Raw genomic sequence first — 18,007 nt, 5'->3', positions numbered from 1 at the left:
CAGTGAATTGATCGAAATCAAAGTTGCAGGGAGATGGCCCGTCGCAAGCGCTCTGGGTCAGGCAAAAGCGGAAGCCAGGGCGAATTCGGTGTCCAACAACCGGACTCTGCCCGGCAGAATTTCGATCGCACCTCGGCGTTCGAGCTTGGCCAGCGTCCGGCAGACCGTCTCGACGGTGAGGCCGAGATAATCGGCAATATCCCGCCGGCTCATTGGCACCGGCAGCGGATCGACATCGCGGCCGAGCTGCACTAGCCGGTTGCGCCAGTATGTCAGAAACACGATGAGTTTCTCTTCCGCCGCACGGCGGCCCAGCGAGAACATTCTGTCATGCGCTTCGGCAATCTCGGTTGCCATCAGTGCAACGATCTCGTTCAGCACATAGGGCCGGTGACTGGCGAATTGCGCGAATTTCTCACGCGGAATTTCCCATACCACTGCAGGACCGATTGCAACGGCGGAGACGTCATGATGCCCCTGTGTTGCGATCTCGAGGATGTCGCCCGGCAGCGCAAAACTTATGATCTGGCGGCGATTATCGCATTCGGTCCTGTAGATGCCGACCACACCCTCGACCACGCTGAAGCATTTGCCGGCCGGGTCTCCCTGCGTGAACAGGACATCCTGTGCGGCGTAAGGCACCCGCTCGCCCAGCGCCAACAACTGGCGCAGATCGGCCGGGCCAAGGTGGGACAGGAAGCCGCCCGGCTGCGCGGCTGCATTTGCACAAGGCACCGCGAACGACGATGCAGCCATCAGCTTTGTCATGCGCATCCCGGGTTTCTATTGGCCGCACGGAGTTGCGGGGCACCTTGGGATAGCCGGATGGGCATGACGTACATTGATACACATCAATCCCTGCGATTGTGAATGTTAGAACGCCTCGCTTTCGATCGTCGCAACCGTTTTGGCATCGAGCAGATGCGCGCCCCAGCCGCGTTTCGCCAGTACATGCGACAGCCTTGGCGACGCCAGCAGCAACAGCGCAGTCATCACCAGCGGCACTGCGCCGAACCAGTCCATGCGAATCGGCGTGAGCTCTTCGGTACTGCCGGCGTAGTCGCCACGCCGGCACCAGATATCGCGGCAGATGCGCAGCAGAACGCGCCTGTCGCCGCCGCGCTGTGCGCTGCCAAGCAGCACCTGCATGGCCTGATGCGTGACGACGCCCTCGCACCTTGCCGGCGCGACCTCCGGGGTCTCGCCTAGCGAAACACGCAGCAACAGGGCGACCAGATCGACGCCGGCCAGATAAGCCGCCATCGGCTCGACCAGCCGCGGATTGCAGTCGATATAGAATGGTCCGCTGCCGTCGCCGGACATGATGAAGTCAACGGATAGAGCGCCGTGCCAGGCGAGATGCCGGCCGATGGCCGCGAGGTCGTCGCGCACGCGGTCGCGTCGCACGCTGCGCTTGATGGCATCACCGCCGCCGGCCCCCTCCATGATCTGGCGATAGGCGTGAAAGCCGACGAGTTCGCCGCGGCAGAACACACCCTGAGCCTTCTCGGTTGCGCCGGTGACACATGCTTGCACCAGCACCTCGCCGACAAAGCCGTTGCCAGCCTCGACCTCTCTCACGGCCAGAGCAAGGTCAGCGTCGTCACGCACCTTCCAGACGCCGCGGCTGGCAGTGCCGATCGCCGTCTTGATGACGCAGGGAAAGCGGACAGAAGCGCGCAATGCATCAACACTGGCGACGATCCGCGTCTCCGGCTGCGGCAATCCCAGCTCGCTCAATACGCGGCTGAAGCCAGCCTTGCTATGCGCCCTGCGGTAGCTATCGAAGGTCGGCAGCGCGAGGCCCGTGCGCGTCTTCAACCGCTCCTGCACTTTCGCGAACAGAAAGCCCTGTTCGTGGATCGGCAGCAGCACGTCGTAGTCACCTGTCGCCAACAGATCTTCGATAAAGCGCAGGAAGCCCAATGGGTCGTCCCGCATCCCCGGGCAGCGGTGATAGGATCGGACAAATCCCGAGAACCGCGCCAGCCCGGCGGCAGCGGGGTCGCAGACATCCAGCACATGGCCGGCGAGGCCGAGCACGGTGACAGCCTCCCGCGCGGAGGTGCTGGTGCCTTCCGACAGCAGAATACGCAGCGGCTTAAAAATCGGGCGGCTCGTCATGCTGCTCAATCATGTCGCATTTTCAGGCCTCGGTCGCCTGGGCCGATGCCGTCCTGCACGGGCCGCAACACCTGCATGCCGCAGCGCTCATGGACATTAACCTGCTGCGAACGTAGGCATAGCGCATCTTTTCGAGGCTGCAAAAAGCGGCCATCAGCCGCCTTGGGTGGAAACGCATATGGTCGATATTCCGGCCTCGACCTCGCATCTCGCATCGCGAGACCACGCCCCTTCGGCGACGCGGACGCTGGCGGCAATTTCCACCGCGCATTGGGTCAGCCACTTCCACATCTTCGTGCTGCCGATGCTGTTCCCGTTCCTGAAGGACCGGCTCGGCGTCGGCTATATCGAGCTCGGCTTCGCGCTGACCACCTTTGCCGTCGTCTCCGGCCTCACCCAGGCCCCGATCGGCTATCTCGTCGACCGTATCGGCGCGCGCAAGATCCTGATCCTCGGCGTCATGCTCGGCGGCTGCGCGCTGATCGCGCTCGGCCTGTTGCTGAGCTATCCCGCGCTGATTGTCTGCGCCGCGCTGCTCGGCCTTGCCAATAGCGTCTATCATCCGGCCGACTACGCCATCCTCGCCGCCCATATGGACGAGTCGAAGATGGGCCGCGCCTTCTCGATCCATACCTTTGCCGGCTTTGTCGGCGGCGCCGTCGCACCGCCGCTGATGGCTGCGTTGCTGGTCGGCATCGGCGGCCAGGGCGCGCTGATCGTCGCCGGCGCCATCGGCGTGGCCATTGCACTGATGCTGATCGTGGTCGGCATTCCCGATGCCGGCGCGATGGCGGATGGCGATGACGCCAAGGGCTCCGAGTCGCCGAAGGTCAGCATGATGACCCCGGCGATCCTGATGTTGACGCTGTTCTTCACGCTGCTGTCGCTGTCGCAGAATGGCATCAACAGCTTCGGCATCGTCGCACTGATGAACGGCTACGGCACGTCGCTGTCATCGGCGAATATCGCACTCACCGCTTTCCTCGCTGCCAGCGCCATCGGCGTGCTCGCCGGCGGCTGGCTGGCCGATCGTACCCGGCATCACAGCCGGGTCGCCGCGGTGTGCTTCACCATCAACGCCGCCATCATCTGTGCCATCGCAGTGTTCACATTGCCGACGCCGGTGATCGTCGCCGCCATGACTATCGCAGGCTTCCTCGGCGGCGTGCTGACGCCGTCACGCGACATGCTGGTCCGCGAGGCTGCCCCTCCCGGCGCTGCCGGCCGTGCCTTCGGCATCGTCTCCACCGGCTTCAATTTCGGCGGCATCATCAGCCCTATTCTCTTCGGCTGGTTCATGGACCATGCGCTGCCGCATTGGGTTTTCGGCGCCTCCGCCTGCTTCATGGCGGCCACGGTACTGCTGGCGCTGGTGTCGGAACGCAAGCGGTAACGCCGGCGTCATCGCGCAGGCGCCATGCTTCTGTTATGATGGCGCCGCATGCTCACGGTTCGCCATCTCACCAAATCCTATCGTTCAGCCCAGGAACAGGTCGCCGTGCTGCGCGGCGTCGATCTCACGGTTGCCGCTGGCGAGAGCGTGGCGCTGACCGGCGAATCCGGCAGCGGCAAGAGCACGCTGCTGCATCTGATCGCTGGCCTCGATGAGGTCGACGGCGGCGCGATCCAGCTCGGCGACATCATCGTCACCGGTCTCAACGATTCCGCCCGCGCCGCCTTGCGCCGCGATCGCCTCGGCCTCGTGTTCCAGCAATTCAACCTGATCCCCTCGCTGTCGGTCGCCGACAATCTGGCGTTCCAGTCGCGCATCTCCGGAAAGCATGACGCGGCCTGGCAGAACGAACTCACCGAACGGCTTGGCCTCGGCGCATTGCTCAGACGCTATCCCGAACAGCTCTCCGGCGGCCAGCAGCAGCGCGTCGCCATCGGCCGCGCGCTGGCTTCGAAACCGCTGCTGCTGCTAGCCGATGAGCCCACCGGCAATCTCGACGAAGACACTGCCGATGAGGTGTTGAAACTGGCGCGCGATCTGGTGGCACGCACAGGCTGCGGCTTCCTGATGGTGACCCATAGCGAGCGCCTCGCCGCCACGCTGGATCGCCACGTCCATCTTCATGCCGGACTGATCGCGTGAGACGCGCGCTCTGGATCCTCGCGGTGCTGCTCAGCCACTGGCGCCGGCATCCGATGCAGTTCGCGACGCTCCTGATCGGCCTGATCGCCGCCACTGCATTGTGGAGCGGCGTGCAGGCGCTCAACCAGCAGGCCCGCACCAGCTATGATCGCGCCGCCGCCGCTTTCGGCGGCACGCGCACGCCGATGCTGGTGGCCGGCAATGGCAGCGCGTTTGCGCAACAACTCTTCGTCGATCTGCGCCGCGCCGGCTGGCCGGTCTCGCCCGTGGTCGAAGGCCGTGTGCAAATCGCCGGCCGCTCTGTGCGCTTGCTCGGCATCGAGCCGGTGACCATGCCCGTAGAAGCCAGCGCCGCGGCGGAGATCGGCAGGACCGGCGCACAGGCCTTTCTCACACCGCCCGGACAAGCCCTGATCGCGCCGGAAACACTGGCCAGCCTCGGCCTTACTGAGGGTGCGACGCCTGCGCTCAATGACGGAGCGCTACTGCCGCCATTGAAGCTGCAGCCGCAGCTCGCACCCGGCGTGCTGATCGTCGATATCGGCATCGCCCAGAAACTGCTGAAAATGCCGGACCAGATCTCGCGTCTGCTGATCGGCAGCGCCAAGGGCCCCCGCGCGTCGCTTGAGAGCGTCGCCCGCGATCGGTTGCGGCTGGTGCAGCCGGATGCCGAGACCGACCTCGAACGTCTCACCGACAGTTTCCATCTCAATCTCACCGCCTTCGGCTTGCTGTCCTTCTTCGTCGGCCTGTTTATCGTCAACTCCGCCATCGGCCTTGGCTTCGAACAGCGCCTGCCGATGCTGCGCACCTTGCGGGCCTGCGGCGTCTCGGCGCGGCAGCTCAACAGCGTGCTGGTGCTGGAACTTGTCAGCATCGCGCTGATCGCCGGTGTCATCGGCCTCGTCTGTGGTTACTTTATCGCCGCATCGCTGCTGCCCGATGTCGCCGCCAGCCTGCGCGGACTCTATGGCGCGCAAATCCCGGGGCAACTGACACTGAAGCCCGAATGGTGGTTCGCCGGTCTCGCGATTTCCATCATCGGCGCGCTGCTGGCCGCGACATCGAGCCTGCTGAAAGCTGTTCGCCTCCCCTTGCTCGCCACCGCGCAGCCCTACGCCTGGCAACAGGCACAGCATCGCTGGCTACGGCTGCAAGGCGCGGGCGCGTTGCTCGTATTCATCGCTGCAGGACTTTCGCTGTGGCTCGGTGATTCCCTGATGGCGGGCTTCTTCGTGCTGGCGGCGCTGCTGCTCGGCGCGGCACTCGCATTGCCGGTGATCCTCGGCATCGTCCTTGCCGGCGGCGAACGCAGCACGCGACGGCCCCTCGTCACATGGTTCTGGGCCGACAGCCGGCTGCAACTCTCCGGCCTGTCGCTGGCGCTGATGGCATTGCTGCTGGCGCTCGCCGTCAATGTCGGCGTTGGTACCATGGTCGAGAGTTTCAGCCGGACCTTTACGGGATGGCTCGACGGACGGCTGGCGTCGGAGATCTATCTGAACGCCGCGAGCGAAGCACAGGCGATCGAGATCAAGACCTGGCTGAAAACCCGCCCCGACGTGCAGGCAGTTCTGCCCGGCAGCCGCACCGACGTACAGTTCAACGGCGCGCCGATCGAGCTTCTCGGCTTCGCCGATCACGCCACCTATCGCGATCAATGGCCGCTGCTGGATTCCACCAGCAATGCATGGGATCGCGTGCGCAGCAGCGACGGCGCGCTCATCAGCGAACAACTCTCGCTGCGCATGAAGCTCAAACCCGGCGATCGCCTGGATGTGCCGACGCCGACCGGCAACTGGCCGCTCGACGTCGTTGCCGTGTATGCGGATTATGGCAATCCGAAAGGCCAGATCGGCGTCAACATCGATGCGCTGGTCAAACATTTCCCTGACATTTCGCAGACCCGCATGGGCCTGCGCGTCGCGCCCGCGAATGTCCCGGCGCTGATCACGGCCATTCGCGCACGCTTCGGTCTCGATGGCCGCAACCTCGCCGATCAGACGACGGTGAAAACGGAATCACTGGCGATCTTCAACCGCACATTCGCGGTGACCGCCGCGCTCAACGCCTTCACGCTCGGCGTCGCCGGCGTCGCCTTGCTCACCAGCCTGCTCACGCTGAGCAATTCGCGCCTGCCCCAACTGGCGCCGCTCTGGGCCATCGGCATCACGCGCCGCCGTCTCGCCGGCATCGAATTGCTGAAAACGCTGTCGGTCGCCTTGATCACCTCACTGCTTGCGTTGCCGCTCGGCCTGCTGGTGGCGTGGTGCCTCATCGCCATCGTCAATGTGAAGGCCTTCGGCTGGCGGCTGCCGTTCCATGTCTTTCCGCTGCAGCTGGTCCAGTTGCTCGGCGTCGCCATGCTGGCCTCATTGCTCGCAGCCCTGCTCCCGATCCTGAAACTGCTGCGCATGCAGCCCGCCGCTCTGGTGAAGGTATTCGCCAATGAGCGGTAGCCGCCTCACGCGTCGTAGCCTCATCGGCGCCGCCGCGCTGCTCGGCCTCGGCGGTTCGCGCGTGCTCGCACAGGGCTTTGCAGGTCTCGGCCGCGATGCCGAGGGCTTTACGGCTGTCCTGCCAGGCCGCGCGCTCGCGTTCCCCGCAGATCACGGCCCGCACCCGGACTACCGCATCGAATGGTGGTACCTCACCGCCAATCTCACTGACGCCTCCGGCAATGCCTATGGTGCGCAGTGGACGCTGTTTCGTCAGGTGATGGCCTCCGGCGCGCAAGGCGATGGCTGGGCAACGCCGCAGATCTGGATGGGCCATGCGGCGGTGACATCGGCAACGACGCATCATGCGGCCGAAACCTTTGCCCGCGGCGGAGTCGGACAAGCCGGCGTGACCGCGGTGCCGTTCCGCGCGTGGATCGATGCGTGGGAGATGCGCGGGCTCGAGAACTTCGACGACATGTCGGTTGCGCCGCTCGACCTATCCGCATCGTCGGCGGAATTCAGCTACCGGCTCCGTCTCGATGCACTGCAGCCGCTCGTACTGCAAGGCGACAACGGCTACAGCCGGAAGTCCGAACGTGGTCAGGCCTCATATTATTACAGCCAGCCTTATTTCACTGCGCGTGGTGCACTCATTATCGACGGCAAGGAGATCGCCGTCACCGGCCGCGCCTGGATGGACAGGGAATATTCCAGCCAGCCGCTGGCTTCGGACCAGACCGGCTGGGACTGGTTCTCACTGCACCTGCCGGAAAACGAGAAATTGATGCTGTTTCGTCTGAGGCAGAAGGATGGCGCGCATTATTTTGCCGGCAACTGGATCACCGCGGACGGAAAATCCGAACAGCTTGCCCCAGGCGCTATAGATATGGCGCCGACAGTCATGACGGAGATCGCCGGCCGCAGGATCCCGACGTCATGGAAGGTATCGATCGCATCGCGCGGATTACAGATCGCAACCTCGCCGTTGAATTCCAAGAGCTGGATGGCGACGAGTTTCCCGTACTGGGAAGGACCGATGAGCTTCACCGGCAGCCACAGCGGTACGGGCTATCTGGAAATGACGGGGTATTGAGGCTGTTTCCGAACCTCTCCCCGCAAGCGGGGAGAGGTTAAGGAAGCGAAGCTTACTTCGTCAGCGGACAACCGCTCTCGGCTGCGGTCGGATAGGCCTTGTCGCCGGGCACCACGGCGAGCTGCTTGTAGTAGTCCCACGGCTTCTTCGATTCCGACGGCTTCTTGACCTCGAACAGATAGAGGTCCTTCACCATGCGGCCATTGGCAAGCACCTTGCCGCCCTGGGCGAAGGCGTCGTCAACCGGGAGTTCCTTGAGCTTCTTGGCGACCGCGTCGGAATCCTTTGTGCCGGCTGCCTTCACCGCCTTGAGGTAGGACAGCGTCGACGAATAGGTACCGGCCTGGATCATGTTTGGCATGCGCTGGGTGCGCTTGAAGAAGCGATCGGCAAACTCACGGGATTTGTCGTCGCGATCCCAGTAAAACGATTCCGTCAGCACCAGGCCTTGCGCGGCCTGTAGCCCGAGGCCGTTGACTTCGGCCAGCGTCAGCAGGAGGCCCGCGAGTTTCTGGCCGCCGGCGACAATTCCGAATTCAGCCGCCTGCTTCACGGCGTTGGTGGTGTCGAGGCCGGCATTGGCAAGGCCGATGACCTTGGCCTTGGAAGCCTGAGCCTGTAGCAGGAACGACGAGAAGTCAGACGAGTTCAGCGGATGGCGAACGGCGCCGAGCACCTTGCCGCCCTTGGACTTCACGATGTCACCGGTGTCTTTCTCCAGGGAATAGCCGAAGGCATAGTCCGCCGTGAGGAAGAACCATGTATCACCACCGGCTTCGGTCAGCGCGCCGCCGGTGCCGACGCCCAAGGCACGCGTATCGAACGACCAGTGGAAGCCATAGGGCGTGCAGGCATCGCCGGTGACGCGCGACGAGGCCGCGCCCACCACGATGTCGATCTTCTTTTCCTGATTGGACAGTTCCTGCACCGCCAGCGCCACCGACGAGGTGGTGAGTTCGGTGATCATGTCGACGCCTTCGACGTCGTACCAGCGCCGCGCGATGGAGACGGCGAGATCGGGCTTGTTCTGGTGATCGGCGGTGACCAGTTCGATCTTCTTGCCGAGCACCTCGCCGCCGAAATCCTCGATTGCCATCTTCGCGGCTTCGACCGAATATTTGCCGCCGTAATCGGCATAGACGCCGGACTGATCGTTGAGAATGCCGATCTTGACGCCTTGCGCCGAAGCCGATGTTGCAAAAAGAAGACCGCACACAGCAGCCGTCGACAACCGTCCGAATTTCATCAATGCCTCCCAGATTTTCAATTTGGGCGCACGCTATGTGAGAAGCTCGGGACGAACCAGATAATCTTTCGACTTAGCCGAAATGTGCAGATCAGCTTTGCGTTAGTTCAAGACCACGCCCAACGACGATTGCTGCAACGCACGCGCGCGGTCACTGCATGCGCTTTTTCAGCGCGGCGTCGATACAGGCGAGTTCCCGCTCGATCTCCGCGACCATCGAGACAGGATCGGTGTCGGAGATCAGGTGCATCTTCTCGTATGTCCCATCCTGAATGCTCTTCAGGATGGCCAGACGATCGTCCCGATAACCCTGCAGGCGCTCGAAATCGCCGCGCTCGGCGTATTTCGCAATGAGTTTTTCGAAGACGGTGCTCATGGTGGAATTCCTTGGCATCAAAAGCGCGGGGACCAACGCCCCGCGCCGTGAATGGTCAGCGATCACAGCCCGCGCAGCACCAGCCGGTTGAGACGGTTTGCAAAGGCCGCAGGATCTTCCGGCAATTCGCCGTCGAGAATCTGCGCCTGCTCGAGCAGGAGGAACGAGATATCCGACGCCTCGCCGCCAGCCGCCTTGTCGGCGCCCGCAATCTTCGCCACCAGCGGATGGCGCAGATTGATCTCCAGGATCGGCTTGGTCACGGAGCCTCTGTTCTGCATCGCCAGCATGCGCTCCAGCTCGCGGTCCGGGCCGGCACCGCCGGCAACCAGACACGACGCCGAGCTGGTCAGGCGGGTCGAGGCCTTCACGTCGGAGACGCGCTCGCCGAGCGCTTCCTTGATGACGGCTATGGTCGCGGCCTCGTCGGTCTCGGTCTTCGGCTCGTCCTTGGTCGCGTCTTCATCAATGCGCGGGATCAGGTCGAGATTGACCTCGCCCTGGCTCAGCGACTTCAGCGGCTTGCCGTCGAAATCGAGCGGCGCCGAGCTCCAGAACGCGTCGACAGCGTCGGTCAGCAGCAGCACCTCGATGCCCCGCGACTTGGCGGCCTCCAGCTTCGGATTCGACTTCAGACGATCGAGGCTGTCGCCGGCGAGGTAATAGATCTCGGTCTGGTTCGGCTTCAGGTCGGCGACATAGTCCTTCAGGGAGCGCTTCTCGCCTGATGTCGTGGTGAAACGCGACAGCGCCAGCAGTTTCTCGCGGCGCTCGAAGTCTTCATAGATGCCTTCCTTGATCACCGGGCCAAAAGCGTCCCAGATCTTGGCAAAAGTCTCGGCGTCCTTCTCGCTGAGCGTCTCAAGCTCGCCGATCACGCGGGTGGCTACGGCCTTTCTGATCTGCGTCAGCTGCGGATTGTTCTGCAGCATCTCACGCGACAGGTTCAGCGGCAGATCCTCGGCATCGATCACGCCGCGGATGAAGCGCAGATAGGACGGCAGCAGATCCGCATCATTGGTGATGAACACGCGGCGGACATAGAGCTTCACATGGCCCTTGCGGTTCGGCTCGAACAGGTCGAACGGCTTCTGCGACGGCGCGAACAGCAGCACCGCATAGGAATAGCGGCCCTCTGCGCGGTAATGCAGCGTCATCGCCGGTTCGTCATAGGCATGCGCAATGGACTTGTAGGCCGCGCTGTAGTCTTCCGGCTTCAGTTCCGACTTGGAGCGCTGCCACAGCGCGCTCGCCGAATTGATCTGGCGCGGCTCGGCATCGCCGTCCTTGAGCATGATCGGAAACTGGATGTTGTCCGAATAGGCTGACACGATGCGCTCGATCTCGTAGGTTTCGAGATACTTCTTCGCGTCGTCCTTTAGATGCAGCACGATCGACGTGCCGGTCGGCACGCTCATGCCGTCAGCGACCTGGCCAATCCCGAAACCGGCGCCGCCGGTGGAGGTCCAGGTGAAGGCATCGTGGGTACCGGCGCGATGGCTGGTGACGACGATCTTCTCGGCCACCATGAAGGCCGCATAGAAGCCGACGCCGAACTGGCCGATCAGGTTCGAGCCATCCTTGGCTTCGGTGAGGCGCGACAGGAACGACTTGGTGCCGGAACGCGCGATGGTGCCCAGATTGTCGATCAACTCCTGGCGATCCATGCCGATGCCGGTATCGACGATCGACAGGGTATTGGCTGATTTGTCCGGAACGATCGTGATGTTGGGCGACTGGCCGTCGGGGATCAGCGACGGGTTCGCGATCGCCTCGTAGCGCAGCTTGTCGCAGGCATCCGACGCGTTGGAGACCAGCTCGCGCAGGAAGATGTCGGTCTCGGAATAGACTGAGTGAACCATCAGGTTCAGCAATTCAGCGACTTCGGCCTGGAACGGCTGGGAAACGGGTGCAGCGGTATCAGTGGTCGTCATGGAAAGTACCCGATACTGGTAAGGGAGAGACGACGCATATAGCGACGCGGATTTGCCGAGTCCATGGCATCAGGCGATGGATTCGGCGCGAAATGACGGGTCGGGAACTGTAGCTGGGACCTTATTTTGAAGCCGCGACCTGCGATGCCAGCAGCTTCGCCGTCGCATCGCGATCGACCAGCGGATAGACCTCGAATTGCGCCGGAATGATATCGGCCCATTCATTCAGGATGCGATGCAGCACATCATTGCTGTCAACCTTGAACACCACGACCACGCCGCGGCCGACGCGGGGGTAGATGTGCTGGCAGATGCCAGACGCCTGATACCCCGCCATCCACGGCCAGAAGCTTTGCCGGCTTGCCGCCATGTCGGACGGACGATCCGCGCGTGGATTCGAGATCACCAGAAACAGCATCGCTGATTTTCTCTTCTCTGAATCAGAATGCGTCAGCCCTGCAGGGCGCCGTGATAGGCGCTTTCCAGCATGGCCAGGCATTCACGCGCACGTGCCTGCGCGATGTCATTGGCGGTCTGGGAGATTTCACGGAGATCGCGGATTGCCAGATCGACGGCGCTCAGCAGATCGATTTCGCACTCATCGGCCTGGGGGGCCACCGCACGCATGGGGAAGGGAATAACTACACTCACTGGGACGCCCACTCTTCACGATTGCAACGCTCGAATCACTCGCGACTATTTGGCCTGCGAATGGTTAAGCCAATCGTTAGGAAGCAACGGATCTGACGTAAAACTGTCGCGCCGCCGTCAATCCCGCCAGCGCACCGGCGGGATCAGGCTGACGGACAGGTCCTCACAAGGGTCGTCAGACGGCTGGATCGCCGGCGCCTCGTCCTGTTCGGGCGTCGCATCGATGATCATGGCCGGCGACGGAAGTTGTGGAACGGCCATGCTCTGCTGCCCGCGCCGATAGGACTCGAATTCGAGCTGTTTGGCGAAATAGCGAAACAGGTCAGCCGCATATTTGCGCTGCTCGGGACTGGAGGCCGAGGCGATCAGAAAGATCAGTTCGTCGGATATTTCCGACGTGGTCGCACCGGTCAGGTCTTCGAGAACGCTCATCACAATGGCTCAGCCTATGAAACCCTGAGCCTGCCCGAGTCTGGTTGATATCGTGTTGTTCGGCACAACAATCGGGAGCATGTGCGTAAGCATCACTAATGACGCCCTAATTTGTGCGGTCAGGGGCGCCGAACTTCCTGCGAACGTGGTCCACGCGCGATCAGACGCAATGAGACTGCCTGTTGCGCGTTCCTGCCGCTTATTCGTGCACGGTTGCCACCGCCCGCAGCACGGAAAATTAAGCTCGGATTAACCATGACCGGGCGATAACCGAGAGGTAACTGGTTGCTGTCAACGGGGATGCAACAATGGTCTTGGCAATGAACCGCAGCAACACTTCTGCGCATGCCAATGCGACTGATGTGACCGACGACAGCTCCGATATCTCTGCACTGATCCGGCGCTTGACCGCCGAGGTCAACGAGATCGCCTGCGAGAAGACCAGGTCGATCCAGCACATCACCAACCAGATGAAGATGCTGGCGCTCAACGCACTGATCGAAAGCTCGCGCGCCGGTGTGCAGGGCGCCGGCTTCGCCGTGGTGGCGCAGGAAGTGCGCAATGTCGGCCAGCAGGTCGAGACCATCGCGCGCGATCTGGAATCCCAGCTCACCGCGCGCACCGGCAGCCTGATGGCGTCGATCGAGAAGATGACCGAACGCTCGCGCGGCGAACGCATGATCGACCTGTCTCTCAATGCCATCGAGCTGATCGACCGCAATCTCTATGAACGCACCTGCGACGTGCGCTGGTGGGCGACCGACTCCGCCGTGGTCGACTGCGCGGCCGCGCCGAGCGATGCCACCGTCGCGCATGTATCGGAGCGCCTCGCAGTGATTCTCGGTGCCTATACCGTCTATCTCGATTTGTGGCTCTGCGATCTCAACGGCAATGTCGTCGCCAGCGGCCGTGGTGACCGTTTCAATGTACGGGGCCAGAACATCGCCGGCACCGCCTGGTTTCGCGATGCCCGCACCCTGCGCTCCGGCGACGATTACACCGCGGGCGACGTCGAGCGCCAGCCGCTCCTGGACAATGCGCAGGTCGCGACCTATTGCGCCAGCGTGCGCGAGGGCGGCAAGGCCAATGGTCGCGCCATCGGCGTGCTCGCGATTCATTTCGACTGGGAAGCCCAGGCGCGCGCCATCGTCGAAGGCGTGCGCGTCGACGACGACAAGACCCGCGTGCTGCTGGTGGATTCGAACATGCGGGTGATCGCCTCGTCGGACGGACAGGGCCTGCTCAGCGAACGCATCGCGCTGGCTCTGAACGGCCGTCGCAGCGGCTTCTATCACGACCGCTCGGGAGGCCTCGTCGCCTTCCACGCCACGCCAGGCTATGAGACTTACAAAGGTCTCGGCTGGTACGGCGTGATCATGCGCGGGGCGTAGGCGCACGATCTAGTCAATGACGGATTCGCTGCGATAATCTCCCGCACGTTACAAGCGGGAGACAACGATGACCGACGTCGCCTTCGAGCCGGCAATCCCGGTGCTGCGTATCTACGACATCGCCAAGGCGAAGGAGTTCTATGTCGACTTCCTCGGCTTTGCGATCGACTGGGAACATCGCTACGGACCAGACTTCCCGCTCTATATGCAGGTGTCGCGCGGCGGCCTGAAGCTGCATCTCAGCGAACACTATGGCGATGGCACACCGGGCAGCGTTGTCTATATCGCGGCAGCAATATTGCGTCCTTCGCGAAGGAACTCAACGACAAGCAGGCCCGTTTTGCGCGCCCTGATCCGACCGATACGGCCCCGAAGATCACCGACCCGTTCGGCAATGTGCTGCGCTTCGACGACGCAACCAACATGCACTGAGCCTGTCGCTTCAGCCATCGCTGCAACGAGAGAACTTACCCGTTCAGCCAGTTCCTGATCTTCGCGAAGAATCCCGTGTCACGCCGCACGCTGACAGGCCCCGCGGCAACCGGCCGCACCGGCTCACCATCGACGACCGGCGCCGTGCTTGCTGCGGCCAGCGCCATGGGCCCGACCTGCGCGAGGAACGCGTATTCATGGCTGCGCGTCAGCCGCGCCAGAGCGGCATCAAATGGCAGCCACGCGACTTCACTGATGTCCTTCATCAGCTTGCGTGATGGCGCGGGCGCGGCCTCCATATGCCAGAAATGTACAACCTTGGTCCGTTCGCCGAGTGGATAGGCCAGTGTACCAAGAAAATCATGCACCGACGCGGCGTGGCCGGTCTCTTCCAGCACCTCGCGCTCGGCCGCATCGCGCGGCGTCTCGCCATTGTCGAGTTTGCCTTTCGGCAAAACCCAGTCGCCACGCTTGCGCAGGCACACCACGGCAAATAGCGGCGTCTCACCCCGCTGTACGACAATGCCTCCCGCCGCCATGATGATATCGCGCGCCATGATTGTCCTTAACCGCTAACGCACAAAGACGCCATCGAGGTCATCCTCGATATGGGCATGAATGATGGAATCGAAATCCGGTTCCGGCTGGAAACCCAGCGCCAGTGCACGTTTGGTATCGAACATCGTGGGCCATCCCGCAACCATCGCCATAGTGGCGGGATCTGGCACATGCTTGATGCGTGTCACAACACTGTCACCTCCGACGCGGCGTAGCGCCGCGATCATGTCGGCGACCGATGCCCGCACGCCGGGCGTCATCACGGTGCGGCGTGCGCCGAGCTGGGCGCTGTCGAGCGTCGCACCATGAAGCAGGAATTCCGTCGTCGCGCGCGGACTGGCATGTGTCTGCCCGACGTCGTCGGTTACCGGCAGCACTGCCTCGCGCCCGGCAAGCGGCTCGCGGATGATATTGGAGAAGAAACCCGACGCGGCAGCATTGGGTTTACCGGGCCGCACGCAGATGTTCGGCAGGCGAATTCCGACGCCGTCGAAGAAACCCCGGCGCGTATAGTCCGCCAGCAGCAATTCGCAAATCGCCTTCTGCGTCCCGTAGCTCGACAGCGGCGTGTGAAAGAACTCGTCCGATATCGGTCCGTTATAAGGCGCGCCGAAGGTCGCGATGGACGATGTATAGACGATGCGGGGGCGATAACCGTCACCCATCGCGCGGATCGCCTCGAACAGATTGCGCGTGCCGTCGAGATTGACCGCGTAGCCTTTGTCGAAATTCTGCTCGGCTTCGCCGGAGACGACCGCAGCAAGATGGAAGATCAGATCGGGCTTTGACGCCAGCAGTGCTGCCGGCGCATCCGGTTTTGCGAGATCGACCATGATGCTGCGCGCGCCGACCAGATCGCTGGGGACCGCATCGGCCATCGCCAGATCGCCGATTTCCCCACCGCCGACATGACCGTCCTTGAGCAGCCGCTCGCAGAGCTTGCGGCCGATCATGCCGGCCGCGCCAATCACCAGAACCTTCATTTATTGATCTTCACTCTTTGGGTGCTGACAGCTTGTAGATCTCCAGCGCATCGGCATCGGCACCGCGCACCGCCTTGCCCATGCGGAAAATCTGCGCCGCGAGCGCGGCCATCGGTACCGGCGTCGATGTGTCCTGTGCCACATCGACCACCGTATCGAGATCCTTCAGCATCGTGTGGATGTGGCCCAGCGGCGGCGAGTGAATGCCTTGCGCCATGCGCGGCACGAACAGCTGCAACGGGATCGAATCCGCAAAGCCGCCCGCGAGCGCTTCCGGCAGGCGTTTGGCGTCAATGCCGGCATTCACGGCAAGTCGCGTCGCTTCTGCCAGAACGGCCATGGCGCAACCGACAATCACCTGGTTGCAGAGCTTGGTCATCTGCCCGGCGCCGGTCGGTCCCATATGCGTGAAGTTGCGCGCCATCGCCAGAATATAGGGACGCACGCGCTCGACATCGGCAGCGTCGCCGCCGGCCATGATCGCCAGCGTGGCTTCCTCAGCGCCCTTGGTGCCGCCTGACACCGGCGCATCGATCCAGCCCATCCCATTCGCGGCCTTCAGCCGCGCTGCGATGGACCTAGCCTTGTCCGGATGGATCGAGGAGAAATCGACGACCAGCTTGCCGTTGCCATCGGCGCCGGATAGGCCGTTGTCGCCGAACACCACTTCCTCCACCGCCGATGCATCGGTGAGGCACATGAAGATGATGCTGGCATGCGCGACGACATCACGTGGACTGGCGGCAGCTTTCGCGCCGGCCTCTAGCAGAGCATTGACCTTGCCCGGCGAGCGATTCCACACAGCCACATCGTAGCCGGCACCCAGCAACCGTTTGGTCATCGGCAGTCCCATCAGGCCGAGGCCGAGGTAACCAAGCTTCTGTTTATCGCCTGCTGCTTCCGCCATTTTGACGTCGCTGTCCTTCTGCTGCCGAGCCACGCTGCTCGCATCTGCGAGCTATCTACGCCGCGTCCGCAGCCGCAGCAACGACGATATCAGCGCCAGCGGGCCTGCCAAATGTTGCGCCACAGCACGAATGAATGTTGGGCACGGACCTCGCTTGCCAGAATATTTGAAGCATGAAAGGCTTCAGAACAACGGGCTTTCCAGGTGGCAAGTTCGGCCATCATCCATTCATGGCCATGTTTGGCCATCATCAAACGGAGCGAGCGAGCATGAAGCTGGGTTCTTCGAAGTGGCTGATGGCGGCGGCTCTCGCGGTGGGAGCCCTGTCGGGCGCAGCGCAGGCGCAGACGATCCCGACCATCAGGGTCGGCTGGACCATTCCGGCCGAAGAATCCAAATACTGGATGATGAAGCGCCCGACCGAATTCACCAATCTCGGCAAGACCTACAATATCGAATGGACCCAGTTTCAGGGCACCTCGCCGATGACGCAGGCGCTCGCCGCCGGCGCGCTGGACTGCGCCACCCAGGGCGTACTGTCGCTCGCCAACGGCGTCACCGGCGGCAACCTCAAGGCCTATATCGTCGCGCAGCACGTGTCGGAAAAACCCGGCAGCTTCTCGGTCTATTGGGCCGTGAAGGACGACTCGCCGATCAAGACCATCGCCGATCTCAAGGGCAAGAATATCGGCATCTCCGTCATCGGCGGCGGCACCTATGGACCGTTCAAGATGCTGCTGAAGGGGGCAGGCGTCGATCCCGAGAAGGACGTCAAGCTGATCGAAATCGGCTTCGCCGCTTCCGAGGATGCCTTGCGTCAGGGCCGCGTCGATGCGATCAACATGAACCAGCCTTTCGCCGCGCGCATGGAAGCCAAGGGCGGCACGCGCAAGCTATTCTCGCTGAACGAGGCGATGCCGAACATCGTGCACATCCTCGAAGCCTGCCGCGCCGATTTCGTCGACAAAAACCCGGAAATCGCCAAGGCATATGTCGCCGACATCACCCTTGGCATGAAAAAGGCGCTCGCCAACCGCGAAGAGACGCTGAAGGTCGTCAACGAAGTCATGAAGGCGCCGATCCCGGTGCTCGAGACCTATCTGCTGAAGGACAATGACTTCGCCAGGGATCCCGGTGCCGCGCCGAACTTCCCGGCAATGCAGAAGATGCTCGACATCTACCAGGAGGCCGGCATGCTGCCGAAGATGGACGTGATGCAGTTCAAGCACCCAACCATCGTGGCGCCGATCCAGTAAGGCAAAACGCGGCATCTCGTTATATGATGTCCTGAGGCCACGCCCCGCGGCGTGGCCTCAATGCATTCGACGACAAGACCAAGAAACC

The 18,007-nt window shown here is 62.7% G+C and carries 19 protein-coding genes; 7 read left to right on the top strand and 12 right to left on the bottom strand.

Translation table 11 applies throughout. The annotated features are described in order from the left end of the window. Positions 1 to 57 precede the first annotated feature (57 nt). Together AC1RLZ_RS11225 and AC1RLZ_RS11220 are read right to left on the bottom strand one after the other, a co-directional pair. Entirely contained in the window at positions 58 to 768 is a 711-nt protein-coding gene (locus AC1RLZ_RS11225; protein WP_493188661.1) for a Crp/Fnr family transcriptional regulator, read from the bottom strand. Between the two features lie 105 nt (positions 769 to 873). Continuing rightward, positions 874 to 2,124: a hypothetical protein gene (locus tag AC1RLZ_RS11220; protein ID WP_493188660.1), complete on the bottom strand. Its 1,251-nt coding sequence runs from the start codon at positions 2,122 to 2,124 to the stop codon at positions 874 to 876. Between the two features lie 178 nt (positions 2,125 to 2,302). On the opposite strand from AC1RLZ_RS11220, the gene AC1RLZ_RS11215 reads away from it, so the two are divergent. The 4 genes from AC1RLZ_RS11215 to AC1RLZ_RS11200 are packed head-to-tail and all read left to right on the top strand — an operon-like array spanning position 2,303 to position 7,753. Continuing rightward, positions 2,303 to 3,517 (top strand): MFS transporter, encoded by a 1,215-nt coding sequence (locus AC1RLZ_RS11215; protein ID WP_493188659.1) that lies wholly within the window; start codon positions 2,303 to 2,305, stop codon positions 3,515 to 3,517. A 48-nt stretch (positions 3,518 to 3,565) separates the two neighbouring features. Then, the gene (locus AC1RLZ_RS11210; RefSeq protein WP_371423225.1) at positions 3,566 to 4,219 is read left to right on the top strand and encodes an ABC transporter ATP-binding protein; all 654 of its coding nucleotides are present in this window, start codon (positions 3,566 to 3,568) and stop codon (positions 4,217 to 4,219) included. Further along, positions 4,216 to 6,678 carry an FtsX-like permease family protein gene (locus AC1RLZ_RS11205; RefSeq protein ID WP_493188658.1) on the top strand — a complete coding sequence of 821 codons (2,463 nt, stop codon included), beginning with the start codon at positions 4,216 to 4,218 and terminating at the stop codon, positions 6,676 to 6,678. Before AC1RLZ_RS11210 ends, AC1RLZ_RS11205 begins: the two co-directional genes overlap by 4 nt. Continuing rightward, complete coding sequence (locus AC1RLZ_RS11200) at positions 6,668 to 7,753, top strand: lipocalin-like domain-containing protein (protein ID WP_493188657.1); 1,086 nt, start codon at positions 6,668 to 6,670, stop codon at positions 7,751 to 7,753. Before AC1RLZ_RS11205 ends, AC1RLZ_RS11200 begins: the two co-directional genes overlap by 11 nt. A gap of 52 nt (positions 7,754 to 7,805) precedes the next feature. On the opposite strand, the gene AC1RLZ_RS11195 is transcribed toward AC1RLZ_RS11200, so the two are convergent. The 6 genes from AC1RLZ_RS11195 to AC1RLZ_RS11170 form a co-directional block, all read right to left on the bottom strand. Next, positions 7,806 to 8,999 (bottom strand): ABC transporter substrate-binding protein, encoded by a 1,194-nt coding sequence (locus AC1RLZ_RS11195; RefSeq protein ID WP_493188656.1) that lies wholly within the window; start codon positions 8,997 to 8,999, stop codon positions 7,806 to 7,808. A gap of 151 nt (positions 9,000 to 9,150) precedes the next feature. Next, positions 9,151 to 9,375 (bottom strand): hypothetical protein, encoded by a 225-nt coding sequence (locus AC1RLZ_RS11190; RefSeq protein ID WP_089267813.1) that lies wholly within the window; start codon positions 9,373 to 9,375, stop codon positions 9,151 to 9,153. A 62-nt stretch (positions 9,376 to 9,437) separates the two neighbouring features. Then, positions 9,438 to 11,309, bottom strand: a complete 1,872-nt coding sequence (htpG, locus tag AC1RLZ_RS11185; protein ID WP_493188655.1) for a molecular chaperone HtpG — start codon at positions 11,307 to 11,309, stop codon at positions 9,438 to 9,440. Positions 11,310 to 11,430: 121 nt separating this feature from the next. After that, on the bottom strand, positions 11,431 to 11,727 hold the full coding sequence (locus AC1RLZ_RS11180) for a DUF3303 family protein (RefSeq protein WP_371423220.1): 297 nt from the start codon (positions 11,725 to 11,727) through the stop codon (positions 11,431 to 11,433). A gap of 32 nt (positions 11,728 to 11,759) precedes the next feature. Further along, the gene (locus AC1RLZ_RS11175; protein ID WP_493188654.1) at positions 11,760 to 11,960 is read right to left on the bottom strand and encodes a hypothetical protein; all 201 of its coding nucleotides are present in this window, start codon (positions 11,958 to 11,960) and stop codon (positions 11,760 to 11,762) included. A 117-nt stretch (positions 11,961 to 12,077) separates the two neighbouring features. Continuing rightward, positions 12,078 to 12,392 carry a hypothetical protein gene (locus AC1RLZ_RS11170; protein WP_493188653.1) on the bottom strand — a complete coding sequence of 105 codons (315 nt, stop codon included), beginning with the start codon at positions 12,390 to 12,392 and terminating at the stop codon, positions 12,078 to 12,080. 320 nt (positions 12,393 to 12,712) lie between these two features. On the opposite strand from AC1RLZ_RS11170, the gene AC1RLZ_RS11165 reads away from it, so the two are divergent. Beyond that, entirely contained in the window at positions 12,713 to 13,783 is a 1,071-nt protein-coding gene (locus tag AC1RLZ_RS11165; RefSeq protein ID WP_493188697.1) for a methyl-accepting chemotaxis protein, read from the top strand. A gap of 67 nt (positions 13,784 to 13,850) precedes the next feature. Further along, complete coding sequence (locus AC1RLZ_RS11160) at positions 13,851 to 14,273, top strand: glyoxalase superfamily protein (RefSeq protein WP_493188652.1); 423 nt, start codon at positions 13,851 to 13,853, stop codon at positions 14,271 to 14,273. On the opposite strand, the gene AC1RLZ_RS11155 is transcribed toward AC1RLZ_RS11160, so the two are convergent. From AC1RLZ_RS11155 to AC1RLZ_RS11140, 4 genes are all read right to left on the bottom strand, one after another. Next, on the bottom strand, positions 14,251 to 14,772 hold the full coding sequence (locus AC1RLZ_RS11155) for an NUDIX hydrolase (RefSeq protein WP_493188651.1): 522 nt from the start codon (positions 14,770 to 14,772) through the stop codon (positions 14,251 to 14,253). The two genes, AC1RLZ_RS11160 and AC1RLZ_RS11155, sit on opposite strands and share 23 nt — an antisense overlap. A gap of 15 nt (positions 14,773 to 14,787) precedes the next feature. Beyond that, positions 14,788 to 15,756: a D-erythronate dehydrogenase gene (gene denD, locus AC1RLZ_RS11150; RefSeq protein WP_493188650.1), complete on the bottom strand. Its 969-nt coding sequence runs from the start codon at positions 15,754 to 15,756 to the stop codon at positions 14,788 to 14,790. A gap of 10 nt (positions 15,757 to 15,766) precedes the next feature. Continuing rightward, on the bottom strand, positions 15,767 to 16,663 hold the full coding sequence (locus AC1RLZ_RS11145; RefSeq protein WP_493188649.1) for an NAD(P)-dependent oxidoreductase: 897 nt from the start codon (positions 16,661 to 16,663) through the stop codon (positions 15,767 to 15,769). 89 nt (positions 16,664 to 16,752) lie between these two features. After that, positions 16,753 to 16,884 (bottom strand): hypothetical protein, encoded by a 132-nt coding sequence (locus AC1RLZ_RS11140; RefSeq protein WP_493188648.1) that lies wholly within the window; start codon positions 16,882 to 16,884, stop codon positions 16,753 to 16,755. A gap of 48 nt (positions 16,885 to 16,932) precedes the next feature. On the opposite strand from AC1RLZ_RS11140, the gene AC1RLZ_RS11135 reads away from it, so the two are divergent. Then, positions 16,933 to 17,919, top strand: a complete 987-nt coding sequence (locus AC1RLZ_RS11135) for an ABC transporter substrate-binding protein (RefSeq protein ID WP_493188647.1) — start codon at positions 16,933 to 16,935, stop codon at positions 17,917 to 17,919. Positions 17,920 to 18,007: the final 88 nt, after the last annotated feature.

It is taken from the genome of Tardiphaga sp. GW822-FHT04G09 (assembly GCF_058800725.1).
The sequence above is the reverse complement of the archived record's forward strand: the minus strand, read 5'-3'. Positions and strand labels throughout refer to the sequence as shown.